The organism is Peribacillus sp. GL_122, from assembly GCF_057835005.1.
In genome coordinates this window covers 407501-433778 of the sequence record NZ_CM174415.1, presented here as the reverse complement: position 1 = coordinate 433778, position 26278 = coordinate 407501, and the positions used below count along the sequence as shown (strand labels likewise).

22 protein-coding genes, 2 rRNA genes and 1 riboswitch (1 of these 25 only partly in view) are annotated in these 26278 nt (G+C 43.0%); of the genes, 1 reads left to right on the top strand and 23 read right to left on the bottom strand.

The window, feature by feature from the left end; translation table 11 throughout:
• Window positions 1-7: 7 nt before the first annotated feature.
• From gatC to AC3ISB_RS02070, 8 genes are all read right to left on the bottom strand, one after another.
• A complete protein-coding gene (gatC, locus tag AC3ISB_RS02105) occupies window positions 8-298 on the bottom strand; it encodes an Asp-tRNA(Asn)/Glu-tRNA(Gln) amidotransferase subunit GatC (protein WP_076372748.1) in 291 nt (96 codons plus the stop codon).
• 381 nt (window positions 299-679) lie between these two features.
• Window positions 680-1849, bottom strand: coding sequence for a CamS family sex pheromone protein (locus tag AC3ISB_RS02100; RefSeq protein ID WP_098370370.1), 1170 nt, complete (start codon window positions 1847-1849; stop codon window positions 680-682).
• 11 nt (window positions 1850-1860) lie between these two features.
• Window positions 1861-3867: an NAD-dependent DNA ligase LigA gene (ligA, locus tag AC3ISB_RS02095; RefSeq protein ID WP_430097436.1), complete on the bottom strand. Its 2007-nt coding sequence runs from the start codon at window positions 3865-3867 to the stop codon at window positions 1861-1863.
• A gap of 103 nt (window positions 3868-3970) precedes the next feature.
• The gene (pcrA, locus tag AC3ISB_RS02090) at window positions 3971-6217 is read right to left on the bottom strand and encodes a DNA helicase PcrA (protein ID WP_144529660.1); all 2247 of its coding nucleotides are present in this window, start codon (window positions 6215-6217) and stop codon (window positions 3971-3973) included.
• A 61-nt stretch (window positions 6218-6278) separates the two neighbouring features.
• Entirely contained in the window at window positions 6279-6962 is a 684-nt protein-coding gene (gene pcrB, locus AC3ISB_RS02085) for a heptaprenylglyceryl phosphate synthase (protein WP_480339774.1), read from the bottom strand.
• Window positions 6963-7182: 220 nt separating this feature from the next.
• The gene (locus AC3ISB_RS02080; RefSeq protein WP_034306094.1) at window positions 7183-7497 is read right to left on the bottom strand and encodes a YerC/YecD family TrpR-related protein; all 315 of its coding nucleotides are present in this window, start codon (window positions 7495-7497) and stop codon (window positions 7183-7185) included.
• A gap of 26 nt (window positions 7498-7523) precedes the next feature.
• Window positions 7524-8561, bottom strand: a complete 1038-nt coding sequence (locus AC3ISB_RS02075; RefSeq protein WP_098370366.1) for a DUF3048 domain-containing protein — start codon at window positions 8559-8561, stop codon at window positions 7524-7526.
• 43 nt (window positions 8562-8604) lie between these two features.
• A complete protein-coding gene (locus AC3ISB_RS02070) occupies window positions 8605-10350 on the bottom strand; it encodes an adenine deaminase C-terminal domain-containing protein (RefSeq protein ID WP_141992753.1) in 1746 nt (581 codons plus the stop codon).
• Between the two features lie 146 nt (window positions 10351-10496).
• Between AC3ISB_RS02070 and AC3ISB_RS02065 the strand changes: the two genes are divergently transcribed.
• Window positions 10497-10763 (top strand): YgaP-like transmembrane domain, encoded by a 267-nt coding sequence (locus AC3ISB_RS02065; RefSeq protein WP_480339773.1) that lies wholly within the window; start codon window positions 10497-10499, stop codon window positions 10761-10763.
• A 49-nt stretch (window positions 10764-10812) separates the two neighbouring features.
• Here AC3ISB_RS02065 and purD read toward each other — a convergent pair whose 3' ends face one another.
• From purD to AC3ISB_RS01990, 15 genes are all read right to left on the bottom strand, one after another.
• Window positions 10813-12087, bottom strand: coding sequence for a phosphoribosylamine--glycine ligase (gene purD, locus AC3ISB_RS02060; RefSeq protein WP_480339772.1), 1275 nt, complete (start codon window positions 12085-12087; stop codon window positions 10813-10815).
• A 19-nt stretch (window positions 12088-12106) separates the two neighbouring features.
• Entirely contained in the window at window positions 12107-13642 is a 1536-nt protein-coding gene (purH, locus tag AC3ISB_RS02055) for a bifunctional phosphoribosylaminoimidazolecarboxamide formyltransferase/IMP cyclohydrolase (protein ID WP_141992756.1), read from the bottom strand.
• An 18-nt stretch (window positions 13643-13660) separates the two neighbouring features.
• Window positions 13661-14236 carry a phosphoribosylglycinamide formyltransferase gene (gene purN, locus AC3ISB_RS02050; protein ID WP_144529652.1) on the bottom strand — a complete coding sequence of 192 codons (576 nt, stop codon included), beginning with the start codon at window positions 14234-14236 and terminating at the stop codon, window positions 13661-13663.
• On the bottom strand, window positions 14236-15261 hold the full coding sequence (gene purM, locus AC3ISB_RS02045; RefSeq protein WP_098370360.1) for a phosphoribosylformylglycinamidine cyclo-ligase: 1026 nt from the start codon (window positions 15259-15261) through the stop codon (window positions 14236-14238). The genes purN and purM overlap by 1 nt, the downstream gene beginning before the upstream one ends.
• A 42-nt stretch (window positions 15262-15303) precedes the next feature.
• On the bottom strand, window positions 15304-16719 hold the full coding sequence (gene purF / locus AC3ISB_RS02040) for an amidophosphoribosyltransferase (protein ID WP_489275419.1): 1416 nt from the start codon (window positions 16717-16719) through the stop codon (window positions 15304-15306).
• Entirely contained in the window at window positions 16704-18926 is a 2223-nt protein-coding gene (purL, locus tag AC3ISB_RS02035; RefSeq protein WP_098370359.1) for a phosphoribosylformylglycinamidine synthase subunit PurL, read from the bottom strand. Before purL ends, purF begins: the two co-directional genes overlap by 16 nt.
• The gene (gene purQ, locus AC3ISB_RS02030) at window positions 18910-19596 is read right to left on the bottom strand and encodes a phosphoribosylformylglycinamidine synthase subunit PurQ (RefSeq protein ID WP_144529650.1); all 687 of its coding nucleotides are present in this window, start codon (window positions 19594-19596) and stop codon (window positions 18910-18912) included. Before purQ ends, purL begins: the two co-directional genes overlap by 17 nt.
• A complete protein-coding gene (gene purS / locus AC3ISB_RS02025) occupies window positions 19593-19847 on the bottom strand; it encodes a phosphoribosylformylglycinamidine synthase subunit PurS (RefSeq protein ID WP_034306118.1) in 255 nt (84 codons plus the stop codon). The genes purQ and purS overlap by 4 nt, the downstream gene beginning before the upstream one ends.
• Window positions 19840-20559: a phosphoribosylaminoimidazolesuccinocarboxamide synthase gene (gene purC / locus AC3ISB_RS02020; protein WP_098370357.1), complete on the bottom strand. Its 720-nt coding sequence runs from the start codon at window positions 20557-20559 to the stop codon at window positions 19840-19842. Before purC ends, purS begins: the two co-directional genes overlap by 8 nt.
• Before the next feature lie 103 nt (window positions 20560-20662).
• Window positions 20663-21955 carry an adenylosuccinate lyase gene (purB, locus tag AC3ISB_RS02015; protein WP_034306123.1) on the bottom strand — a complete coding sequence of 431 codons (1293 nt, stop codon included), beginning with the start codon at window positions 21953-21955 and terminating at the stop codon, window positions 20663-20665.
• The gene (gene purK / locus AC3ISB_RS02010; RefSeq protein WP_489275415.1) at window positions 21952-23112 is read right to left on the bottom strand and encodes a 5-(carboxyamino)imidazole ribonucleotide synthase; all 1161 of its coding nucleotides are present in this window, start codon (window positions 23110-23112) and stop codon (window positions 21952-21954) included. Before purK ends, purB begins: the two co-directional genes overlap by 4 nt.
• Window positions 23096-23584, bottom strand: coding sequence for a 5-(carboxyamino)imidazole ribonucleotide mutase (purE, locus tag AC3ISB_RS02005; protein ID WP_098370632.1), 489 nt, complete (start codon window positions 23582-23584; stop codon window positions 23096-23098). Before purE ends, purK begins: the two co-directional genes overlap by 17 nt.
• A gap of 178 nt (window positions 23585-23762) precedes the next feature.
• Window positions 23763-23864, bottom strand: a riboswitch (purine riboswitch).
• 74 nt (window positions 23865-23938) lie between these two features.
• Window positions 23939-24139, bottom strand: coding sequence for an NETI motif-containing protein (locus tag AC3ISB_RS02000; protein ID WP_098370631.1), 201 nt, complete (start codon window positions 24137-24139; stop codon window positions 23939-23941).
• 561 nt (window positions 24140-24700) lie between these two features.
• Window positions 24701-24816, bottom strand: a 5S ribosomal RNA gene (gene rrf, locus AC3ISB_RS01995).
• Window positions 24817-24883: 67 nt separating this feature from the next.
• Window positions 24884-26278 (bottom strand): 23S ribosomal RNA (locus AC3ISB_RS01990) (it continues 1538 nt past the right edge of the window).

The window sequence follows — 26278 nt, the reverse complement described above, 5'->3', positions numbered from 1 at the left end:
TCCCTCCTTATTCAATTATAGATGGTACACGGATATATCCTTCTTTGCTATCCGGTGCATTTTTAACTACTTCTTCTACTGGCAACCCTGGTTTTGCGACATCTTCGCGCATAACATTCTTCATATCCAAAACGTGAGAAGTCGGGTTTACTTGATCCGTATCAAGCTCATTCAACTGCTCCGCGAATGAAATCATTTGGTCAAGCTGATGCTGAAACTGTTGTGCTTCTTCTTCCGTAATGGCCAAACGTGCCAAATGGGCAACGTGTTTAACTTGTTCCATAGAAATACGTGACATTCTCTTCACCTCCGAAAAAATATCCAAATCGACTGAATTTCGTCGCTTTTCTCCATATAATCATCGTTTAAATCATATCAAACTATTGCACAGTAAAGCAACAAGAGATAGAATGTCGAAAATCAATTATTTCATAAAGAAAAAGAGATATTTTCCGGGAAATATGGGGAAGTTGCCGAAATTTCCGGGGAAATGACAATAAGGCCTTTAAAATTCGACAAATGTTCCCTTTATAATGAATTTGCCCCCTAAGATGGAAGGGTTTACTTCCTATTATATATTTTTGTTCCAGGTTAAAGGTTATTTTGAAAATCACAAAAAATAGATCCAAATTTTAAAGCGGTTCACAAAAAAGATGAAGCCGTTAAGCTTCATCTTTTTTCATTCGTATATATGCACGGTTGGTTCGTCTTGATTTGCTTCACGGACTATAAGCGCTTCAGGTCCATTTACAGAGGTAATGGATACCTGTACGGCAATGTAGTTCGGGAAACGTTCCATTACAAGCCCGGCAACATATTGGGTAAAGCCGATCGCTTCCGAGTTCCCATAAAATTGAATGGGGATATCGATGTTCAGACTTTGCAATTGATCATCCATATAGAACGCCCTGCCAATGACTCCGTTAAAGTTAGGGAAGTATTCTTCGACATCTTCTTTAAAGTTCGTGAAAGTATTGACGTCATCACGGTATTTTTTTTCAGCACTAGCAGAAGGAAATAGGAAATACTCTTCATTTAAGTTCGTCCATTTTCCAATATTGTCAGAGTTTTTATCGATATTTGTATAGGAAATGAAATTCCCAGGGACTACTGAGGATTTTTCATTTTGCTCGAATAAGGCAATCGTAATCGGAACATTTTTCAGCTTGTCCATTTTACGCAGCCTTTTTAAGACTTCTGCAGCAATTTTCTCCCCTTCTTGCTTTAGCTTTTTACTATCGATTTTATTTTCATAGGTGGCACCGAATGCCTCTTTTTGATAGTAATGCACTGAATTCAAAGCAAGACCTATAACAACCCCGCCAAGGCTCACCGAATTATCCTTTGTTTTGACCAAGTAATTATGTTCTAAAATATGAGCAAGATAAATTGGATTTTCTTCATTCCGCTTATCAATGTCTCCTTTACCTGGATCAACCGGATTCAAGCCAAGGTTCTCTGAGGCCTTCATCTTCTTTTCTTTCAACTGACTATCGGTATATTTTCTGTTCAGCCAGGAAGATATCGTGGAACTATCCAGCATTTGCCCCTCTTGAAACAGGTAATCTTCCGGGTCGAATTGCGTTTGGGCCAACCGCATCAATCCATTTTCGAATTCTTCAATGTCATATCGGGTATTTAGATTGGATACGACCAAACCGCGTGCTTTTGATGGTTCAAACGGTAGGATTGTTTGATAGTATTCTTCCGAAATTTTATACTTCGGAATAATTGCTGTTTCTTTTTTGTCTTTGGAGTCTTGAACTACCTCTTGCTTTTCCTCAAAACTAGGCGCACATCCAGCAAGAAGCAGTATAAGAATCATCCCCAAAATAGAGTGTTTCCTCATAGCTACACCTCTTATTTATTTAGTTCCTCAATCAGTCTCTCTTCATCCCATACCATGACGCCTAGGCTTTCCGCTTTTTCCAGTTTGGAACCGGCATCTTCGCCAGCTATGACCAAATCGGTTTTCTTGCTGACACTTCCAGCAACGTTAGCTCCTAGCGCCTCTAATTTCTCTTTTACTTCGTTACGTGTTAACTGATGCAATTTACCCGTTAAAACGACTGTTTTACCGGCAAAAGCGGAATCGATTTCTTCAATAGCAACAGCTCTTGGCCCTTTAAAAGTAAGGTTCACACCGGCTGCTTCCAATTCATTCAGTAACGCATGGACTTCTTCCAACTCAAAATAGGCTACGATGGAATCGGCCATCTTATCACCTATTTCATTAATGGCCGTTAGGTCTTCACGGCTCGCCTTGCTTAATGCTTCCATCGTCCCGAACTCCCGTGCCAGCGTCTTGGCCGCTTTTGAGCCAACATGGCGAATGCCCAGCCCGAATAGTAATTTTTCCAACGAATTGGTTTTCGAAGCTTCTATTGCTTGAAGAAGTTTATTGACGGATTTATCCCCCATCCTTTCCAAAGCAATCAGTTGATCGTATGTAAGCTTATAAATATCAGCCACATCTTGTATGAGTTCTTCTTTAAACAACAAGCTAATCACTTTTTCACCAAGACTGTCTATATTCATTGCTGTACGGGAAACAAAGTGAATCAAGCCTTCCCTTATTTGTGCAGGACACTTCGGGTTGATGCAGCGTAAAGCAACCTCCCCCTCCAGCCGGACAAGTTCACTGTTGCATTCCGGGCACTCAGTCGGCATCTTAAACTCGACTTCTTCCCCTGTACGGCGCTCTGCCAGTACATTGACCACCTCTGGAATGATATCACCCGCTTTTTTCACGACCACTTGATCTCCGATTCTGATGTCCTTTTCACGGATTAAGTCTTCGTTATGAAGTGAAGCTCGCTGCACAGTCGTACCTGCTACCCGAACGGGATCCAAAACGGCGGTCGGAGTCAATACACCCGTACGGCCGACATTCAGCTCGATATCCCTTAGGGTTGTAATGACTTCTTCAGCTGGGAATTTATAAGCAATGGCCCATCGCGGACTTTTTGCAGTAAAACCTAATTCATCCTGCTGTTCAAGGGAATCCACCTTAACGACAATTCCATCAATATCATAGGCTAAGTTTGGACGTTGTTCCGTCCATTCTACTATATAAGCTATTACTTCCTCTATATTGGAGCATGTTTTTCTTTCCCGATTCGTCTTAAACCCGAGGCGATCCAATAAATCCAGACCCTCACTGTGGGAACGGACCCCTGTTTCCCCAAAATTCGCGATCGCATAAAGGAAAATATCCAAGTTCCGTTTTGCAGCAAGTTTTGGGTCAAGCTGCCTTAACGAACCGGCAGCTGCATTTCGTGGGTTTGCAAATGGTTCCTCACCGCGTTCCTCTTTAGCCTTGTTCAATGATTCGAATGATTTTTTTGGCATGAAGGCCTCACCGCGCACTTCTATGGCAACCGGCTCCCGCAACTTCAATGGAATCGACTTGATCGTTTTCAAATTAGCGGTAATATCTTCACCGATCGTTCCATCTCCACGAGTTGCCCCTCTTACGAAATATCCATTCTCATATTGAAGAGTGACGGCAAGTCCATCAATTTTCAATTCACATACATAGGAAAAATCGTCACCTACAGATTGTCTGACCTTTCTGTCAAAATCCCGTAAGTCACTTTCATTGAAGGCATTGCCTAAACTAAGCATCGGTGTGGTATGCTCCACTTTTTCAAACATATCCAAAATGGCGCCACCGACCCGTTGTGTCGGTGAGTCCGCCGTTTGCAGTTCCGGAAATTCCTCCTCATACTCAATAAGTTCACGGAGTAGACGATCATATTCAGCATCAGGTACTGATGGCTGGTCCATTACATAATATTCATAGCTGTATTGGTTCAATAACGTTTGCAGTTCTAAAACTTTCTTCTCTGCAGCTTGTAAGTCCATACGTTCAATCCTTTCTAAAGAAGACTCCACCGCACTTCTTTTAGAAGAGCGGTGTCTAAAGTCAGATATCCCTATTCTTTACCAGTAGAAGCATATTAATAGCTTATGCTTTTTCAACTGGTGCAAATTTCGCCAATAGGCGTTTGATGCCAATTGGACTTGGGAAGGCAATATCCAGTTCTTTCCCTTCGCCTTCCCCTTTTACGCTCACCACGGTTCCTATACCCCATTTTTTATGGGATGCACGGTCGCCGACAGCCCAGCCGATTTCTTCACCGCCCGTTGCGGATGGTGCAGAAACAGCTCTTCCAAAAGCAGGCACTTTTCTTGTTGAAGCAGTTGAAGGAGATCCGGTTCTTGAAGAACTGAAAGGTGTTTGCCTTGCTCTAGGAGCCGGTTTCGGTTTTAAATCTTCAAGTAGTTCCTCTGGTATTTCATTAATGAAACGTGAAACAGGATTCATGCTCGTCCGTCCATACAATGTCCGCATTTGGGCATTGCTTATGAATAGCTCATTTTCAGCCCTTGTAATTCCCACATAAGCCAGACGGCGTTCTTCTTCCATCTCCTCTTCATCCATAAGTGAGCGGCTGTGAGGGAAAACACCTTCTTCAAGGCCCAATAGAAAGACCACCGGATATTCAAGTCCCTTCGCTGAATGCAGTGTCATCAACGTTACCGTATTTGTAGCTTCTTCGGAATTCTCATCAAGTTGGTCTATATCGGCAACCAACGCCAGGTCAGTCAAAAAGCCCACCAATGATTTGTCCTCGCTGTTATCTTCGAATGCTTTCGTAACAGATAAAAACTCATCTATATTTTCAAGCCGGCTTTGAGATTCAATCGTTTTTTCCGCCTGCAGCATCTCACGGTAACCGGTTTTCTTAATGACTTCCTCCACAAGTTCCGTCACGGATAAGTATTCCTGCTGATTTGTATAGTTAGTGATCAGCGTATGGAATTCCCTTGCCGCTTTGGTAGCCTTCCCGCTTATCCCTACCATTTCAACGGATTCGAGTGCTTTATAGATGGAAACATCATATTGATCTGCATAATCTGCCACTTTGTCCATTGAAGTTGCACCAATTCCGCGTTTTGGTACATTGATTACACGGCGAAGACTGATGTCATCATCAGGATTCGCAATAAGGCGAAGATAGGCAAGTAAATCCTTAATCTCTTTACGGTCATAGAACTTGGTGCCCCCGACTATTGCATAATTTATATTGGATTTAAGCAGAACTTCCTCCATGACACGTGATTGTGCATTTGTTCTGTAAAGTATTGCTATATCTGAATATTTCCTGCTGCCGGCCTGAACTAACTCATTTATTTTACCGGCTACAAATTGCGCTTCCCCTTGTTCATTGTCCGCACGGTAATAGAATATCTTATTGCCATCTGCATTCTCGGTCCAAAGATTTTTCGGCTTCCGGTTTTGATTGTTATCGATGACCTTATTCGCCGCTTCAAGAATCTTTTTCGTCGAGCGGTAATTCTGTTCAAGGAAAATCATGTTGGCATTCGGGTAATCTTTTTCAAATGAAAGGATATTCGCAATATCCGCACCGCGCCAACGATAGATCGATTGATCGGAATCCCCGACAACACAGAGATTACGGAAGCGTGAAGCCAATAGTTTAACAAGCATGTATTGAGCCCTGTTCGTATCTTGGTACTCATCAACATGAATGTATTGAAATTTACGCTGATAATATTCAAGCACCTCAGGTACGAGCTGGAACAATTGAATCGTCATCATGATCAAATCATCAAAATCGAGCGCTGAATTTTTACGCAGCCGTTTTTGATATTCCGTATATACATCGGCAGTTACTTTAGTGAAGTAATCAGACGCCGTCTTCAGGTACTCTTCCGGCCCGACCAATTCATTTTTCGCTGAACTGATGCTACCCAAAATGGCACGGTAATCATATTTCTTTGTATCCATATTACGATCTTTCATGATTTGTTTTATGACCGATTGCTGATCCGTCGTATCCAATATCGAGAAGTTCCTATTAAAACCGATACGATCGATATCTCTTCGTAAAATGCGGACACACATCGAGTGGAAAGTCGAAATCCAGATATCTTCGGACGCACCGCCTAGTATGGCACGGATCCTCTCCTTCATCTCACGTGCCGCCTTGTTGGTGAACGTGATTGCAAGGATGTTCCAAGGCGCTATTTCCTTCTCGACCATCAAGTAAGCTATTCGGTGAGTCAGCACACGCGTCTTTCCACTTCCTGCCCCAGCCATGATTAAAAGTGGGCCATCAGTTGATTTCACTGCTTTTTGTTGCTGTTCATTCAAACCTATTAGTAATTTTTCCGCTAAATATTGCATTATCACACCACCTATACGAACATTCGTTTCTGTTTTAGTATACTATATTTATTACATGTTTTCATTTAACTGCCGCAACTGTTGCAAGTGCCACTTTCAAATCTTCATAAATCACATTGCCGACAACGATGACATCCGCAATCTTAGACATCTCTTTGGCTTGTTCAACCGATTTTATCCCACCGCCATAGAATAGTACGGTATCCTCCAAACTCTCTTTAGCTGCTTCCACCATCTGGACATCGCCGTAATCACCGCTGTATTCCAAATAAAAAATCGGCAGGTTGAACATTTTTTCCGCCATCATCGCGTATGCACCCACATCATCCATATCCAAATCGGTATTGGCTTTCGTCAATTGGGCCGCCTTGCACTCAGGATTCAGGATACAGTACCCTTCAACGAAAATTTCATCCCAATTCAAAAGGTATCCGTATTCCTTGACTGCTTGCTGATGCAGTTTCATCATCCAATCCGGGTTGGTGCTATTCAGGACACTCGGAATGAAATATAAATCAAACCCTGGCGTCACCGTTTCAACAGAAGAAATTTCCATCACACATGGGACTGTATATCGTCTGACACGTGCCATTAAATGAAGCACATTCTCAAGCGTGATTCCATCCGTTCCCCCGACCATTATTGCATCGGTACCGGATTCACAAACTTTTTCAAGGGCTTCATCACTTATTTCTTTATTTGGATCGAGTTTGAAAACATGTTTCCACTCGCGAAAATCGTACATTATAATCCTCCATTCACACTTCCCATTACACCATTATAGCATTAAGATTTTTCATTAAAAAAGAGAAGTATCGATAAAATGTTATTACCAAATGGAACCTCTGAATCTAAAATCCAATATAACATGGATACGGCTGAAAGACAGCCGGCAAAGAGAGTGCTGGACTCAAAGTAAAAAGCCGGGAAATGAATTCCCCGGCTTTTTATTATAATCGAAAGAATTAAGATTCAGTTGTTTCCTCGACGTTATCCTTAATACGGTTAAGAGCCATGGAATAAGCGTCATTTCCGTAATTCAAGCAGCGTTTGACCCTGGAAATCGTAGCCGTGCTTGCACCCGTTTCCGTTTCGATTTTATGATAGGTTTTCCCTTCTTCAAGCATGCGGGCTACTTCAAGACGCTGTGCCAGTGATGAAATTTCATTAACTGTGCATAAATCATCAAAAAATCGATAGCATTCGTCCAAATCACGCAAGGAAAGGATCGACTTAAACAGCTGATCCGTTTCTTTTCCTCTCAACTTATCAATTTGCATGTTACTCCCCCTCAATTTCATGGGTATCAAAATGAGACGTCTCTTACTAAACCAGGTTCATCCGGAATAATATTGACCCAAGTTTTCCCTGGAATCAACCCTACTTCTTTATCGTTTTTCACTGGTATAATCCGACCATCCTTATTAACCCATTCTACTTCATTCGCTTTTCCTTTTTGAAGTAAATAACCTTTTCCGCCACTTTTCAAGTCGATTTTACGACGCCCTTTATCGTCGATCACTTGATGAGCAGCCTCAATGATCAATATATTATCCAGTAAAATAGGTTTATTCGATTTATGCTCGACTGTTTGCTCTCCATTCGAATAACGTTTATATTTCTCTTCCGTGACTTCGTATTCATACTGAACATCATACTCGTCTGATCCGTAGGAAACCTCGGTTTTCAATGCCGGTTCCCCTTGAAGGCCAGCCGCCTCTTCCTTTGTAAGGAAGGCATAAGGCTCCGGTGCACCATTCAACTCATATCCCTTTTCCTTCGCACCTTTTTGGATATCCTCAAAGGAGGTGTAGGAATTATGCGGTGCTTTTCGATCTGCCGAACGTTGAAACAAAGTACCATCATAATATAATCCGTTCAAGTTATCAATATACCCTTTGTCCAGCATGGTTTTTGCCTCGGGGCTATTCCCATGACAGACATAGATGCAATCAAGGCCTTTAGCCAATTCGATATAATAGTCCCTTGCACTCCGAATCGGACCGATTTGGCTTGGCATTTCACTTTGGAAGATAGCTAAAAATCTGGTTATGTCACCTTCTGCAAGCATTTCGTAGACCATATCGGCTTCTGAGAGGCCCGATTGTGGGCGTGCTTCTGGATGATTATTAATCATCACTGCTGCAGCCCTTCGCTCACTGCCTGCATCGGTGGCTATACCTGTAAGTGGAAACTCATTGGAAGGTTCATTTTTCACATCTGTATTTTTGATGACAGCTTGGTCTTTCGGCTTACTGTCATCCGATGCAGGATCTTCTTTCGTAGAACAGCCTGCCAGCAGTAAAATAGCAATAACCATGAAAAGAACTCTCTTAAAATTCATCTTTCCACTCCTCTGATTTATTAGCCATTTCTTCTCTTATATTTTAACGCATTATAGTGGGAAAGAGTATAGTTTTATTCATTACATCATATACTCCTCGCTGGGTTAGCCTTATATATGGCAGATGGGTTGTCGAAAAGAATGAAAGGGTGTACACAGGATCGGCGAAACGATAACCTCTGTCTCGCAGCAAATGTTTCAATTCATTTTCTTCTTCTATCAGTTCAGGAACCTCCTTAGTGGACATGACTCCCTTTAATTTCAGAGGAAGTTCATGGATCACCTTGCCTTGTTCCGTTAAAATGATTCCACCGCCGATTTCCTTCAGCCGGTTAAATGCCAAATGCATATCCTTTTTCCTTTTACCGATTAGTATGATATCACCTGTATTTGTATAAGAGCCAGCAAAGCCACACAATTTGTCCGCAAACCCTTTTAATATCGTATTGATGCGCCATTTCCCTTCCCGATCGATAAGCATGAAAAAGCATTCATCATCCTCAAAGTTCAGTTCTTCATACCCAACATCATTGGAAAGGGAGTACGGTTTCGTAATGACATTATTGACCAATTCAATCCCAAACGGCATGGAAAACTCAAAATCTTCCTTTAAACTAAGATCCCAATCAAGATCAAGTGGTTTAAAATCGAAATCACTCCATTCGATTTGCTGTTTATCCGGAATGATTTCACCATCCCTTTTAACCCATTTCCCTTTTGCCATTACCGAAACCGGTGCTGGTTCCTTCACATCGGTCAGGAAGTTGATGTTAGCTACCCTTCCAGTGGCAATATTGCCATGAAGGTATTCAATGTTATAATATCGTGCAATGTTGATAGTTGCCATATTATATGCATCTATGACCGGAACGCCATTTTCTATCGCTATTTTGATCAGGCAGTCTATGAAACCACCTTCATAAAAGGAAGGCGGCGATCCATCTGTCGTATAAAAGAATTTGTCATAATGATCGATGCCCAGTTCATGGATTTCCTGTATCATCTTTGGTAAATCCGGCCGGATCGAAGAATGTCTTAACGATACATAATAGCCCTGCAGCAAGCGCGACATGACTTCATCACCTGTCATTGCCTCATGATCACAATCGGCGCCGAACAGGGTCATTTTTGCTAAAGTCTTCTCTGAAGCACCTGGAAAGTGTCCTTCTATTTTCTTCCTCATACGCTTTGCTTCCTGGATCCAGTGCAGCATCATGTCATCCCCATCGAGAAGCTTCGGCCATCCAGTTAGTTCCCCGCCCTGTAATACGGCATCATGCTCCAGCCATGATTTAACGGCCCCGTGGGAAAAGACCATATCTTCATCGATCAATTCCGTTTGTCCGTCAAAACGGCTCCACCAATACATTGTTACAGGAATGTTACGTAATTCTTTCAAAAGAGAAAACGCTTTCTTTTTATCTAACTGCAATAGAAACGGCAAGTTATCATTGATCAATGTCGTTGTGCCAAAATGAGATGCATAACGTGAAAAAGAAAGGGGATTATATAATTGAGAAGGGTGTGAATGCGGCTCAATATAACCCGGGACTAAGTACTGGTTTGTACAGTCTACCATTTCACAGCGGTCTATATTATCAGGAAGCTTATCGCCGACATATACGATGCGATCATCATATATCCATATATTCGCTTTTACCCATTTTCGTAATGCCTGATTTAAATAAGTCGTATTTTTAAGCAGAATGTGTGGTGCCCTATTGCCATCCAGCACATCTATATGTTCTCTTAGATGTTTATTTTTCCATCTATAGCGCTGTTCAAGCATAAACATTCCCCCATAATTTTATAGAAACAGATGTATGAAAAAAACCATTTTCAATCCAATTTTATTTCATAGTAACATACTTGCCTCATTAGAACAGTAATGTTAACCAGAATATTGTTAAATTTTTGTGAAGGGATGGACTTTAAGTGAAGTTTAAACAAAATATCAGTATAATAAATGCATTAATGCGAATTACCTGTGGTTTTACATTGCTAACATGGGCTATGGCTAAAATGGTTAAAAAACCATGGAAAAACCAATCTTATATATTTGTGGTCATGCTTTCTGCCATGAAAATAGGCGAAGGCATTCTCCGATATTGTCCTGTTGTCGATGCAATGGAAAACGGACAAACCTTAATGAAGAATGAACCAAAACAGGAGAATCACACTAATCAATCTGATTCATATTAAGTTTTTTCTAAAGAAGAAGCTGACTCCGCTTAGAGTCAGCTTCTTTATATTATGATGAAAAATTGTATTTTATTGCACGGTAGCCAATATCCGTTCGCCAGAATAAGCCGCCTTTCTCAATATGCCCTAACTCTTTATATACTTCAGCTTGGGCAGATGACAAATCTTTCCCTTTTGCAGCAACCAGAAGTACACGTCCGCCATTCGAGATGAAATTCCCCTCACTATCGAGAGCCGTTCCAGCATGGTAAACATGGGCGTTCGGATCAATCTTTTCCAAGCCTTTAATGATAGAACCCTTTTTATATTCCCCTGGATATCCATCAGCTGCGACGACCACTCCAAGAACGGCCTCTTCATGCCACTCAAGTTCTAAATCCTCTCCAGAAAGAACCGCTTCAAGCGTATCTACGAAATCTGTTTTTAGGCGCGGTAAAACAACTTGCGTTTCAGGATCGCCAAAACGGGCATTGAACTCAATGACTTTTGTGCCTTTTTCGGTAGCGATCAACCCGGCATATAATATTCCTGTAAAACTCCGATTCTCCGAAATCATCGCATTTACCGTGGGCTTAAGAATTGTTTCGACTGCGGTCTGAATCATTTCATCGGAAATTTGCGGCACCGGTGAGTATGCACCCATTCCACCTGTGTTCGGACCCTGATCTCCATCAAAAACCCGCTTATGATCTTGAGCAATGACCATCGGATACACTTTTTCCCCATTAACGAATGCCATCAATGAAAATTCCTCACCATCAAGGAATTCCTCAATAACGACTTTGGCAGATGCTTCGCCGAACTTTGCTCCGACTAGCATATCATGGATGGCGTCTAACGCTTCTTCCATCGTCATGGCAACTACGACACCTTTTCCTGCAGCCAAACCATCCGCTTTAATGACGATGGGTGCACCCATTTTTTCGATATATGCCTTTGCTGAATCATAATCAGAAAATGTTTCATATTCTGCTGTCGGAATGCTGTAGTTCTTCATTAAATCTTTAGCAAAGGATTTACTCCCCTCGATGACTGCAGCACGGCCATTAGGGCCAAATACCTGTAATCCTGCCTCCGTAAAATCATCGGTAAGTCCATTCAACAATGGGGTTTCGGGCCCAATCACGGTTAATGAAACTGCATTCTTCTTGGCAAAGGCAACCAAATCCCCGTGATTGTTTTCATCAATCGGAACAAGAGTCGCTACATCGGTCATCCCTGGATTTCCCGGTGCTGCAAAAACAGTCCCAACCCGTTTACTTTCAAATAGTTTGCGGGCTATGGCATGCTCCCTGCCGCCCCGGCCAATTACTAATACATTCATTATCGCACCTCATTTTTGATTAATGTTTAAAGTGACGAATTCCTGTAAACACCATCGTAATCCCATATTCATCAGCTTTCTTGATTGAATCCTCATCTTTAACAGATCCACCAGGCTGAATGATTGCCGTGACGCCCGCTTTCGCTGCCGCTTCTACAGTATCATCCATTGGGAAGAAAGCATCTGATGCCAATGCACTTCCTGTCGCTCTTTCCCCAGCTTGTTCCAGAGCAATTTTTGCAGCTCCCACACGGTTCATTTGACCTGCGCCAACACCTAATGTCATTTGATCGTTACTAACCACTATTGCATTCGACTTGACATGTTTCACGATTTTCCAGCCAAGCTCCATGGCTTTCCACTCTTCAGGGGTAGGCTCACGTTTCGTTGCCACTTTTATCTCAGCATCCTTTAAGCTATGTGCATCCCGATCTTGAATAAGTAATCCGCCTTCAATGGATGTCAATTTGCGTTCAGGCTTTTTAACCGCGTCGAAATCGATCGTTAATAAACGAAGGTTTTTCTTGCTTGTCAATACTTCCACTGCCTCTTGTGTAAACCCAGGAGCAATGATGATTTCAAGGAAAATTTCATGAAGCTTCTCCGCAGTCGCCTTATCAACTTCACGGTTCAAAGCGATGATCCCGCCGAAAATGGAAGTGGCATCTGCCTCATAAGCTTTTTCATATGCTTCCAAAATGGTCGCACCGACACCGACGCCGCAAGGATTCATATGTTTGACTGCAACGGCAGCTGGCTCATTGAATTCTTTAACGATTTGAAGTGCTGCATCAGCATCATTAATGTTGTTGTATGAAAGTTCTTTTCCATGTAATTGATTCGCTTCTGCAATTGAGAAAACGGAACCAAGCGGTTTTTTATAAAATGCAGCTTTTTGATGTGGATTTTCTCCATAACGAAGCGACTGTTTCAATTCATAGGTAACAGTCAATGATTCAGGATTTTCTTCATCGGCAAGCTCTGTCATATACTCTGAAATAACGGCATCATATGCTGCTGTATGGCGGAAAACTTTTGCAGCCAGGCGGCGATTCGTGGTTTTTGATACCCCGCCGTTTTGTTTCAGCTCAGCCAATACGGTAGGATAGTCATTGGAATCAACGATAACAGTCACATATTCGTGGTTTTTAGCAGAAGAACGAAGCATTGTCGGTCCACCGATATCGATGTTTTCAATAGCATCTTCCACAGTGACTTCCGGTTTGGAAATAGTCGCTTGGAATGGATATAGGTTCACACAGACAAGTTGAATGGGTTCAATATTATGCTCTGCAAGCTGTGCTGCGTGACTTTTGTCATCATGTTTTGCCAACACTGCTCCATGGACATTCGGGTGAAGTGTCTTAACACGTCCATCCAATATTTCCGGGAAACCGGTGACGTCACTGATTCCAATTACCTCAATACCATTATCCTGCAGCGTTTTTTTAGTACCGCCTGTAGAAATGATTTCAAAACCTGCTTCAATTAAACCTTGAGCAAATTCTACGATACCTGTTTTATCCGATACACTAATTAATGCACGTTTCTTCATGTTATGTTGGTCCCTCCATTAAGTAAGTTTCTTGTGGCATAGATCCTGCAAAACTGACGGATACAAGTCATGCTCCATTTCCTGAATCCTTTTTTGAAGGATGTCTTTCGTATCCCCCTCAAGAATTGGCACTGCCTTTTGGGCAATGACCGGTCCTGTGTCCATTCCATCATCGACATAATGAACCGTTACCCCCGTTTCCTTCACTCCGGCGTCAAAAGCCTGGCCAATTGCATCCTTGCCTGGAAAACTAGGCAGAAGTGAAGGGTGGATGTTCACAATCCTCTGTGAATACTTTTGTAATAATGTCGGACCGATCAAACGCATATAACCAGCCAGAATGATAAATTCTATCTCATACTGGCGAAGTTTTTCGAGGATTTCCGATTCATACTCAGTCTTGTTCGAGTAATTCTTCGCTGAAAAGGAGAAAGAATCAATCTTCTCAAGCTTAGCTCTCTCAAGCACATATGCGTCTTCACGATCGCAAACGACAAGACAGATTTCCGCCTCTAGCTTTCCACTTTTTATTGCTTCAGCAATTGATTGAAAATTACTACCGTTACCTGATGCAAAGACAGCAAGGCGTTTCATTATTTGAACGACACTCCATTTCCATCCACAACCGTTCCAATAACTGAGGCTTCTTCACCGCAAGAACGTAGGTGGGCTAGCACATCGGATGCCACTTCTTTTTTCACGACGGCCGTCATTCCGATTCCCATATTGAAGATATTGAACATTTCCTCTTTTACAAGGTTCCCTTTTTCTTCAAGGAATGAGAATATAGTTGGAATTTCCCAGCTTCCGAGCTCGATTTCAACACCGCATCCTTCAGGAAGAATCCGCGGAATATTCTCGATGAATCCCCCACCAGTGATATGGGCAAGACCATTAACTTCAAATTTTTCCAACGTCGATAAAACGGACTTCACATAGATTTTTGTCGGTTTTAATAATTCCTCTCCCAACTTGCAATCCAGTTCCGGTACGAAGTCATGAAGCCCCATACCTGAGTCTTCAAGAAGGATTTTACGAACAAGGGAATACCCATTACTGTGGATGCCGCTTGAAGCGAGTCCAATAACAACGTCACCCGCCGAGATTGCTTCACCAGTAATTAGACGTGATTTTTCAACGGCACCTACAGTAAAACCTGCAACATCGTATTCTTCCGTCTCGTACATGCCAGGCATTTCAGCCGTTTCTCCGCCGATTAAAGCACAGCCCGCCTGCTCACAGCCATCTGCAATTCCTTTGACGATCATTTCAATTCGTTCAGGATCTGCTTTACCGCAGGCAATATAATCTAAAAAGTATAAAGGTGCAGCACCTTGAACGACAACATCATTGACGCACATAGCTACACAATCCACTCCAATTGTATCGTGTTTATCCATCATGAAAGCCAACAAAAGTTTTGTACCCACTCCATCCGTACCTGAAATGAGCACAGGTTCTTTAAGGTTCAAGGAAGATAAATCAAACATGCCGCCGAAACCGCCAAGACCATTCATTACTTCTGGACGAAATGTGCGCTTTACATGTTTTTTCATTCGATTTACCGCTTCATAACCAGCCTCAATATCCACACCAGCCTGTTTATATGCATTAGCCATTTGAAATCCTCCTCCGAAAATCAATCATCATTGCCGACTTGATTAACATTTTGTTTTTTCTCGTTCGTATTCAAAAATTTCAGTCGGATAATTTCCGGTGAAACAAGCTAGGCATGAACCGCGCGTTTCTCCAGGAAACGGTCGTCCAATTGCTTCGACCATACCTTCGACACTTAAAAAAGTTAAGGAATCAGCACCGATGATTTCCCTTATTTCCTCCACCGATTTAGAGTTCGCAATCAGTTCTTCCTTTTTAGACGTGTCTATGCCATAAAAACATGGATTCTTGATCGGTGGTGAGCTGATTACTACATGAACTTCTTTAGCTCCGGCATCTTTTAACATGCGGACAATCCTTCTGCTCGTTGTCCCTCGGACGATTGAATCATCAACCATTATGACCCGCTTACCTTCCACTACCCCTCTTACAGGTGATAGTTTCATCTTCACGCCTTGTTCACGCAGACTTTGTGATGGCTGAATGAACGTCCGTCCAACATACCGATTTTTTATTAAACCCATTTCATATGGAATGCCTGCAGCTTCAGCATAGCCAATCGCTGCCGAAATGCTGGAATCAGGTACACCTGTAACTACATCTGCTTCAATTTTGGTTTCCAGTGCCATTTGCTTGCCAAGGTTTTTTCGTGCCGTATGGACATTGATACCATCAATGTTGCTATCCGGACGGGAGAAATACACGTACTCCATCGTGCACATTGCCTGTTGACTGGAAAGCGAAAAGTACTCGGATGTGATTCCCTCATCATTAATGATAACGAGTTCACCCGGCTCAATATCGCGGATGAATTCTGCACCTACAATATCAAGTGCACATGTTTCTGATGCAGCGAAATATGCATCGCCTATTTTCCCTAAGGAAAGTGGACGGAAGCCATGCGGATCTCTTGCCATGATCATTTGGTTTTCGGTCATGATGACAAAGGCATAGGCTCCCTTCAGCATGCTTAAACTGTTCTTCACGGAATCTCTTACATCCGAGTAGCCGGAGCGTTTAATCAGATGTGCCAGAACTTCCGTGTCAGATGTCGTTTGAAAAATGCTTCCCTGTCCTTCAAGCTGTGCTTTTAACTGATGGGCATTGACGATATTCCCATTATGGGCAAGAGCCAGCCCTCCTGTATGCGAATTGAACAAGAAAGGCTGAACATTTTGATACCCGCCGCCGCCTGCCGTTGTATAACGGACATGGCCGATTGCCGCTTTTCCGGTACCGGAAAGTGCCTGCATTTTTTCGGCAGTGAATATCTCTGTGACAAGTCCTTCGCCCTTAGAGATGGACATCTGCTCACCATCCGTCACGACGATGCCTGCTCCCTCTTGACCACGATGTTGCAAGCTATGCAAACCGTAGTAAGCAAGCTGTGCAGCATCCTGATGTCCCCAGACTCCAACAACACCACACTCTTCGTTTAGGCTTCTTATTTCAGCAAGCATGGTATGGCTCCCTTCCAAGCTGTTTGTAAATCTTCAACGTCCGCTTCCAATACTTTGCTATCACTGCTTGTCTCCACAACTAATTTATTATCAGCAGTTACTGAACCTATGCATATCGCATCTTCAACAAGTGCCTCAAATGCGGCTTTGTTTTCAGGATTGATGGACAGTAAGAATCGTGATTGCGTTTCACTGAATAATTCGGATACCGGTTCGCCGGATATATTCACTTTTGCCCCAAGTTTGCTAGCCCCGAATAAAGATTCAGCTAAAGCCACTGCCAAACCGCCTTCCGAAAGGTCATGGGCTGATGCAACAAGTCCTTTTTGGATTGCAGTTAGAATTTGCTGCTGACGTTTTTGTTCAATGGCCAAATCAAGTTCTGGAGCTCGTCCAAAGATTTTACCCTCAAGCATTTTCTGTAATTCACTGCCTCCAAATTCAACTTTCGCTTCGCCGACCACATAAATCAAATCGGATTCATTTTTAAATGTTTGTGTAGTGATGTGCTGAAGGTCACTGACAAGACCAACCATCCCAACTACAGGTGTCGGATAAATCGCTTCACCATTCGTTTCATTGTAAAGGGAGACATTTCCGCCAATTACAGGAGTACTTAAGCTTCTGCAAGCTTCACTCATACCGTCTGCCGCTTTTTCCAATTGCCAAAATATTTCAGGTTTTTCTGGATTCCCAAAATTCAAGCAATCCGTAATCGCCAAAGGCTCTGCACCCGAGCAAATGATGTTACGGGCAGCTTCAGCCACTGCGATTTTGCCACCTGTTTCAGGATCTAAATAAATAAAGCGGGAGTTGCAATCCGTCGTCATGGCAAGGGCCTTATTCGTACCCCGAACACGCACTACCGCCGCATCCGATCCAGGTGAGACGACTGTATTCGTGCGGACCATGTAATCATATTGGTCGTAGACCCATTCCTTACTCGAAATTGTCGGTTGCTTCAATAGTGATACCAATGTTTCTTTATAATCTCCAATGACTGGCACTTCTGCAGTCATGCTTTGGAAGTCACGGAAATATTGCGGTTCTGCAGAAGGCTTGTGATAAATTGGAGCTTCTTCAGCCAATGCATCAACCGGAACCTCAGCAACGATTTCACCTTGATGGGAAAGTGTTAGATTTTTGTCATCTGTTACTTCTCCAACAGCAACCGCTTCTAGGTCATATTTCGTAAACAAGTCAACGATTTCCTGTTCGCGTCCTTTAGTTACAACGATCAGCATCCGCTCTTGTGATTCAGAAAGCATCATTTCATATGCTGTCATTCCTGTTTCACGCTGCGGTACCAAATCAAGATTCATTTTTATTCCTGATCCAGCTTTACTCGCCATCTCGGCAGATGAGCTTGTAAGACCCGCTGCTCCCATATCCTGAATGCCAACAAGGGCATCATTTTGAATCAATTCAAGGCATGCTTCCAAAAGCAGTTTCTCCATGAATGGATCGCCTACTTGTACGGCAGGCCGTTTTTCTTCCGAAGACTCTGATAGCTCTTCAGATGCAAATGTTGCTCCATGAATTCCATCACGTCCAGTTTTGGCACCCACATACATCACTGTGTTGCCCACTCCATGCGCTTGGCCTTTTTTAATGTCCTTATGATCGATCAATCCTACACACATGGCATTGACTAGAGGATTCCCCTCATACGATGGATCAAATTGTATTTCTCCGCCGACAGTTGGAATACCGATACAATTCCCGTATCCTGCAATCCCGGCAACCACTTCTTTAAATAAATATTTCACGCGATCATTGTCTAACTCACCAAAGCGAAGCGAGTTCAACATCGCAATCGGACGGGCACCCATGGAGAAGACATCACGGATAATACCGCCGACACCAGTAGCAGCACCTTGATAAGGTTCTATTGCCGAAGGGTGGTTATGACTTTCAATTTTAAAAACGACAGCCTGATCGTCACCGATATCAACGATACCTGCACCTTCACCAGGACCTTGTAGCACTTTCTCCCCTGTAATCGGGAACTTCCTTAAGATGGGTTTCGAATTTTTGTAGGAACAATGCTCTGACCACATAACCGAAAACAATCCAGTTTCCGTATAATTCGGCAGTCTGCCTAAGATTTTCTCCACCATTGCAAATTCATCATCGGATAGTCCCATAGTTGCGTACAAACGATCCGATTTAATTTTTTCCGGACTTGGTTCAAGCTGTAATAACATGTGATTCCCTCCAGTTTTTTACGATGGATTGAAAAATCTTTAAGCCGTCTTTACTGCCAAGCAGCGAATCAACAGCACGTTCGGGATGAGGCATCATTCCGAGGACATTTCCTTTTTCATTTGTAATTCCCGCTATCTGTTCCAAGCTTCCGTTTGGATTTTCACCATCATACGTGAACAAGATGCGGTTATTTCGTTTTAATTCAGCCAATGTCTCATTATCGCAGTAGTAATTCCCTTCACCATGGGCAACCGGGATCGTAATCGTTTCATTTAATTCATATCCTGTCGTGAACATCGATTGATTATTTTCAACCTTCAGTCCTACATTGCGGCAAATGAATTTCAAGCCTTCATTACGGCGCATCGCTCCAGGTAAAAGTCCTGCTTCAAGTAAAATCTGAAAACCATTGCAGACACCCAAGACAGGCTTTCCTGCTTGTGCAGCTTTTACGACTTCGGCCATTACATTCGAAAATCGTGCAATTGCTCCAGAGCGTAAATAGTCTCCATAAGAGAAACCTCCTGGAAGGAGAATCCCATCATACTGATCTAGATTGTCTGTAGAGTGCCAAACATACTCCACTTCTTCCCCCAGTGCATCCTTTATCGCATGGTACATATCGACATCACAATTGGAACCAGGGAAAACTATGACAGCAAATTTCATTGGGTGATAACCTCCTCAACATCATAACGGTAAGCTTCAATTACCGTATTGGCCAATAGTTTTTCACACATTTCCTTCACAAGTTGATCTAAATCACGATCCGTATCTTTAATTGTAAGTTCAATGTATTTCCCCACTCGAACATCACTAACTTCGTTATATGTCAAGCTATGAAGTGATTGTTGCACTGCTGCTCCCTGTGGATCTAGTACACTTTCGCGTAGTGTGATATATACCTTAACCTTATACATGTTGAGTGCCCTCCAACTTTGCTAGTATTTTTTCGTAAGCATCTGTTAAACTTCCTAAATCACGGCGGAATACATCTTTGTCTAACTTTTCGTTCGTGTTAATATCCCATAATCGGCAGGTATCAGGTGAAATTTCATCTGCCAGCAAAATGTCTCCATTCGGGGTTTTACCGAACTCTAATTTAAAATCAATCAATTTAATGTCCAACTCTTTAAAGAAGGAAGTTAAGACGATACTGATTTCTTGTGCTTTTTCTTTTAAAATCGCTACATCTTCCTTGCTTGCAAGTTCCAATTCTTCAATATGGTCTTCCGTTAACAGAGGATCGCCGAGCTCGTCGTCTTTATAGTAGAACTCAATCAGCGTTTTCTTTAGCGGCTGGCCTTCTTCAATGCCAGTCCTTTTGGAAAAACTGCCGGCAGCCGTATTTCTGACAACGACTTCAAGCGGAATGATGGATACCCTCTTTACTAGCTGCTCCCGGTCGGAAAGCATTTCAATAAAATGGGACGGGATATTTTCTTGGGCAAGCTTTGAAAATAGTAAGCTAGTAATTTGATTATTCAACTTACCTTTTCCGGCTATCTCTGACTTCTTCTCACCATTGAACGCTGTTGCCGAATCCTTGTATTCCACCCATACTATTTCACTGTTGTCCGTTGCAAAAATCTGTTTCGCTTTTCCTTCATACAACAATTCTCGTTTTTCCATCTGTCCAGACCCCCACATTGTGAATATTATGAATCTTCCTGCCATTGGTCAGGCTTGGCAAACATATCACCGTTTAGAGGTGCCATGTTTGCCGCCTTCACTTTTATAAACCTAAACGATCAAAGATTACATCAACATTTTTCAGGTGATGTGTAGGATCGAAACAATCATCAAGTTCTTCTTTCGTAAGCAAGCTTGTGATTTTATCATCCTTTTCGATCAAGCTTCTGAATGGAACCTGAAGCTCCCATGCTTCCATCGCTTTCGGCTGAACCGTATCATAAGCTTCTTCACGGACAAGTCCTTTATCGATAAGGGAAAGCAGTACACGTTGTGAGAAAATCAATCCAAGCGTACGGTCCATATTACGTTTCATATTTTCTGGATAAACGGTCAAGTTCTTCACTATGTTGCTGAAACGGTTCAGCATGTAGTTTAATGCGATCGTTGCATCCGGCAAGATGATGCGCTCAGCAGAAGAATGGGAAATGTCACGTTCATGCCATAATGGCACATTCTCATATGCTGTCATCATGTAACCGCGGATTACACGAGCCATGCCCGTCATATTTTCAGAACCGATTGGATTCCGTTTATGAGGCATCGCCGAAGATCCTTTTTGTCCTTTTGCAAAGAATTCTTCCACTTCGCGTGTTTCACTTTTTTGCAAGCCGCGAATTTCCACTGCGAACTTTTCAATTGATGTCGCTATTAAAGCCAATGTGCTCATATAATGAGCGTGGCGATCGCGCTGCAATGTTTGTGTTGAAATTGGCGCTGCTTCAAGGCCAAGCTTTTCACAAACGAATTTTTCAACGAACGGGTCGATATTAGCGTAAGTTCCGACAGCTCCAGAGATTTTCCCAACCTCTATGTTCTTTCTTGCTTCTTCAAAACGTTCGACATTGCGTTTCATTTCTTGATACCAAAGAGCCAGTTTCAACCCAAAAGTGGTCGGCTCAGCATGAACTCCATGTGTACGCCCCATTTGAACCGTGTATTTATGTTCTTTCGCTTTATTTTTCAGGATCTCCACGAAGTTATTTAAATCCTTGGCAAGGATCTCATTCGCTTGCTTTATCACATATGAAAGAGCTGTATCCACCACATCAGTGGAAGTCAGTCCGTAATGGACCCATTTCCGTTCTTCACCTAACGTTTCAGAAACCGCCCGTGTAAAAGCAACAACATCGTGGCGTGTATCTTTTTCGATTTCATTGATACGGTCCACATCGAATGTGGCATTTTCACGAAGAAGCTTCACATCTTCTTTTGGAATGACACCTAGCTCAGACCATGCTTCACAAGCTAAGATTTCAACTTCCAACCACGCATTAAAGCGGTTCTTTTCTGTCCAAATGTTTCCCATCTCTGGGCGGGTATAACGTTCAATCATTTTACTTCCTCCGTTTCAACCTGTTGATTCCATATTTTGCTTCGATCACTTTCCAAAAGAGCTTCCTCAATCGTTGGACGTAAAATATTCACATGACCCATTTTCCGCTTAATCTTGGCTTCTTTCTTACCGTAAAGGTGAACCTTCCAATCTGAAAGCGTCGGAATTTCATCCATTAAAGGCCCGATATGCTCACCAAGGATGTTTATCATTACCACAGGCTTCAATAACGCCGTATTTCCGAGCGGCCAATTGCATACAGCCCTTATATGCTGTTCGAACTGTGAAGTCTCACATGCTTCCATTGTATAATGGCCTGAGTTATGAGGTCTTGGCGCTAATTCATTAATGATGATCTCATCCTGAGCGGTTAAAAACATCTCGACTGCCAATGTCCCCACCAAATCAAGTTTCTCTGCAAGCTGCAAAGCTTCATTAATAGCTTTCCGTTCAGCTTGTTGACTAATACGGGCGGGAACAATACTTTTATGAAGAATGTTTTCAATATGAATGTTTTCCGCAATCGGAAAATGACTTGCCTCGCCATTTGCCTTGCGCGTCACGATAATGGAGATTTCTTTTACGAAAGGAATCCAGGCTTCCAGCACACATTTACCTGTTTTGAGCAGGGATTCAGCCTTTTTGATATCAGCTTCTTCCTTAATGACCAACTGCCCTTTTCCATCATAACCGCCCCGCGTCGTTTTTAACACACTAGGGTACCCTAATTTCTCTATATGAAGGTAAATTTCTGAAATATCCTGTATTTCCTGATATGGAGCAACGGAAGCTCCCGCATCAGATATGGCTTTTTTTTCCGTCAATCTACCCTGTGTCAGCTTTAATAATTCTGAGCCCTGTGGAAGAAATGCATGTTGCTTTAACCAATCCAGGGCTGCTGAACTGATATTTTCAAACTCGTATGTTATGACGTCACTGACCTCAGCTAATCTTTTCAATGCTTCGATATCATCATAAGCACCAGTGATTTCAATATCCGCCACTTGAGCACATGGACCTTCTGCAGTCGGCTCAAGGACCGCTATCTTAAAGCCCGATGCCTTAGCCGATAAGGCCATCATCCTGCCCAATTGCCCACCGCCGATTATTCCAATGGTCTGTCCCGGTAAAATGACTGTATTATTTAAGTTGTTCACTGCTCTGTAACACCTTTTCTCTGGTTTCGTTTCTTAAAGCCTCTAACCTATCAGCAATGTCAGAATCAAAAGCTGCTAATATTTGAGCCGCAAACAAACCGGCATTGACTGCGCCCGCTTTTCCGATCGCAACCGTTGCAACCGGTACGCCACCAGGCATTTGAACAATCGATAATAACGAATCCATCCCATTTAATGCCTTCGACTGTATTGGCACGCCTATCACAGGGACAATCGTTTTAGCGGCGGTCATACCTGGAAGATGTGCAGCCCCGCCTGCTCCGGCAATAATCACTTTAATATCTCTCTCTTTTGCACTCTCTGCATATTCAAATAGTAAATCCGGCGTCCGGTGGGCGGAAACGACTCTTTTTTCATAGGGAATCTCAAGCTGTTCCAATGATTCACAAGCGTATTTCATCGTTTCCCAATCCGAGACACTTCCCATAATAACCCCAACTTGCGGTTTCATATCATCTTTCCCTCCAACACTCATATTATGGCGTCCCGAGTATGCAGACGGACGCTTCTCATTATCTATAACATGTAAATAAAAAAACCGGACAGGATGCTTCCTCATCGAGAAAGCAACCTGTCCGGAAAAGAAAGCCTTTTTGAAAAAGTGCAAAAAGACTTGGCTAGTTTCCGAAATAGTCAGATGCTTTTCTCATAGTCCGATGATTTACGGTCATCAGGTAGAAACTTTTGGGCCATATCCCCATGATTATATGAGATGTATTAATGTAACTTCATCTTACCTTCCGGCCATTTTAATGTCAAGTTAAAATCGAATATTTTTACATGATATTAATTAATCGTTCGTGTTTTACTCAATTAATTTTGCTTCGAATACAATTTTTCGATCAACTGGCACATATTGGACTTTGCCATTCTCAATTCTCTCGGCAAAGATAGGCTCCTCCGTCCGCCTTACAGGAAAGTATCCTGCATCTTTAATTCGATCTAAACATGCATCAATCGTCTCGCCCTCGATGACTTCAAACTTTTCCTTACTCTTTTTACTCACAATACCGATCCCTTCCATAATTCTATTTTGTCTATCTTCTTCCTTAGCATCCAACTTGCATTAATAAGTTCTTCATCAACAATAAATTCTTCCTAGTATAATGAAAAGAACAAGTAAAGACAAGAATACATTTTAAAAAATGTGTTTTCATCATAATTGAAAATTCCATAATGCCTCAAATTATGATATCCCTGTCTTCAGTTAAAGCCCTACGCTCATAAATTATGCATCCCCTTCATTATCCTACCCTTCTCCCCCTCTGATTTACTATAGCCTGATTCATGAAATTAACCATTGCTCCATAATCGGTACATATTCGTATCTTACTCACATGAATTATTTCAATTCAAGTGTTAACGTTAGGTCGAATTAAATAGGATCCAGGCCGATTTTTCCAATTTTGGTTGCAATTAATAGTCTGCCGGTATAACCATTTCGTTTCAGGTCGACTAGATTAGTCTACAAGCCGAACTAGATTTTAATCTACATCACTTCTCCCTGAAAGCTGAAAGTATATCAATACAAAAAAAAGACCAGCCGGATGGCTGATCTTTTCAAATGGCTTGGCGGCGTCCTACTCTCACAGGGGGAAACCCCCAACTACCATCGGCGCTGAAGAGCTTAACTGCCGTGTTCGGAATGGGAACGGGTGTGACCTCTTCGCTATCGCCACCAAACATGAAAGGAACGTTGTTCCTTCAAAACTAGATAATAATAAGAAGGTATTTCATTTTTCAAAAAGCGTTGGTTAAGTCCTCGATCTATTAGTATCAGTCAGCTCCACATGTCGCCACGCTTCCACCTCTGACCTATCAACCTGATCATCTTTCAGGGATCTTACTAGCTTGCGCCATGGGAAATCTCATCTTGAGGGGGGCTTCATGCTTAGATGCTTTCAGCACTTATCCCGTCCGCACGTAGCTACCCAGCTATGCCTTTGGCAAGACAACTGGTACACCAGCGGTGCGTCCATCCCGGTCCTCTCGTACTAAGGACAGCTCCTCTCAAATTTCCTGCGCCCGCGACGGATAGGGACCGAACTGTCTCACGACGTTCTGAACCCAGCTCGCGTACCGCTTTAATGGGCGAACAGCCCAACCCTTGGGACCGACTACAGCCCCAGGATGCGATGAGCCGACATCGAGGTGCCAAACCTCCCCGTCGATGTGGACTCTTGGGGGAGATAAGCCTGTTATCCCCGGGGTAGCTTTTATCCGTTGAGCGATGGCCCTTCCATGCGGAACCACCGGATCACTAAGCCCGACTTTCGTCCCTGCTCGACTTGTAGGTCTCGCAGTCAAGCTCCCTTGTGCCTTTACACTCTACGAATGATTTCCAACCATTCTGAGGGAACCTTTGGGCGCCTCCGTTACTCTTTAGGAGGCGACCGCCCCAGTCAAACTGCCCACCTGACACTGTCTCCCACCCCGATAAGGGGCGCGGGTTAGAATTTCAATACAGCCAGGGTAGTATCCCACCAACGCCTCCACCGAAGCTAGCGCTCCGGCTTCTCAGGCTCCTACCTATCCTGTACAAGCTGTACCAAAATTCAATATCAGGCTGCAGTAAAGCTCCACGGGGTCTTTCCGTCCTGTCGCGGGTAACCTGCATCTTCACAGGTACTATAATTTCACCGAGTCTCTCGTTGAGACAGTGCCCAGATCGTTACACCTTTCGTGCGGGTCGGAACTTACCCGACAAGGAATTTCGCTACCTTAGGACCGTTATAGTTACGGCCGCCGTTTACTGGGGCTTCGGTTCAAAGCTTCGCTTGCGCTAACCTCTCCCCTTAACCTTCCAGCACCGGGCAGGTGTCAGCCCCTATACTTCGCCTTGCGGCTTCGCAGAGACCTGTGTTTTTGCTAAACAGTCGCCTGGGCCTATTCACTGCGGCTTTTCTGGGCTATTCACCCTAAAAAGCACCCCTTCTCCCGAAGTTACGGGGTCATTTTGCCGAGTTCCTTAACGAGAGTTCTCTCGCACACCTTAGGATTCTCTCCTCGCCTACCTGTGTCGGTTTGCGGTACGGGCACCTTACATCTCACTAGAGGCTTTTCTTGGCAGCGTGGAATCAGGAACTTCGGTACTATATTTCCCTCGCCATCACAGCTCCGCCTTAATGGAAACGGGATTTGCCTC

Bases quoted from the DNA above. Each gene is read 5' to 3' on its own strand.
- gatC (WP_076372748.1), bottom strand. From the start codon at position 298: ATGTCACGTATTTCTATGGAACAAGTTAAACACGTTGCCCATTTGGCA.
- AC3ISB_RS02100 (WP_098370370.1), bottom strand. From the start codon at position 1,849: ATGAGGAAACACTCTATTTTGGGGATGATTCTTATACTGCTTCTTGCT.
- ligA (WP_430097436.1), bottom strand. From the start codon at position 3,867: ATGGACTTACAAGCTGCAGAGAAGAAAGTTTTAGAACTGCAAACGTTA.
- pcrA (WP_144529660.1), bottom strand. From the start codon at position 6,217: ATGCAATATTTAGCGGAAAAATTACTAATAGGTTTGAATGAACAGCAA.
- pcrB (WP_480339774.1), bottom strand. From the start codon at position 6,962: ATGTACGATTTTCGCGAGTGGAAACATGTTTTCAAACTCGATCCAAAT.
- AC3ISB_RS02080 (WP_034306094.1), bottom strand. From the start codon at position 7,497: ATGCAAATTGATAAGTTGAGAGGAAAAGAAACGGATCAGCTGTTTAAG.
- AC3ISB_RS02075 (WP_098370366.1), bottom strand. From the start codon at position 8,561: ATGAATTTTAAGAGAGTTCTTTTCATGGTTATTGCTATTTTACTGCTG.
- AC3ISB_RS02070 (WP_141992753.1), bottom strand. From the start codon at position 10,350: ATGCTTGAACAGCGCTATAGATGGAAAAATAAACATCTAAGAGAACAT.
- purD (WP_480339772.1), bottom strand. From the start codon at position 12,087: ATGAATGTATTAGTAATTGGCCGGGGCGGCAGGGAGCATGCCATAGCC.
- purH (WP_141992756.1), bottom strand. From the start codon at position 13,642: ATGAAGAAACGTGCATTAATTAGTGTATCGGATAAAACAGGTATCGTA.
- purN (WP_144529652.1), bottom strand. From the start codon at position 14,236: ATGAAACGCCTTGCTGTCTTTGCATCAGGTAACGGTAGTAATTTTCAA.
- purM (WP_098370360.1), bottom strand. From the start codon at position 15,261: ATGGCTAATGCATATAAACAGGCTGGTGTGGATATTGAGGCTGGTTAT.
- purF (WP_489275419.1), bottom strand. From the start codon at position 16,719: ATGCTTGCTGAAATAAGAAGCCTAAACGAAGAGTGTGGTGTTGTTGGA.
- purL (WP_098370359.1), bottom strand. From the start codon at position 18,926: ATGTTATTACAGCTTGAACCAAGTCCGGAAAAAATTAAATCGGATCGT.
- purQ (WP_144529650.1), bottom strand. From the start codon at position 19,596: ATGAAATTTGCTGTCATAGTTTTCCCTGGTTCCAATTGTGATGTCGAT.
- purS (WP_034306118.1), bottom strand. From the start codon at position 19,847: ATGTATAAGGTTAAGGTATATATCACACTACGCGAAAGTGTACTAGAT.
- purC (WP_098370357.1), bottom strand. From the start codon at position 20,559: ATGGAAAAACGAGAATTGTTGTATGAAGGAAAAGCGAAACAGATTTTT.
- purB (WP_034306123.1), bottom strand. From the start codon at position 21,955: ATGATTGAACGTTATACCCGCCCAGAGATGGGAAACATTTGGACAGAA.
- purE (WP_098370632.1), bottom strand. From the start codon at position 23,584: ATGAAACCGCAAGTTGGGGTTATTATGGGAAGTGTCTCGGATTGGGAA.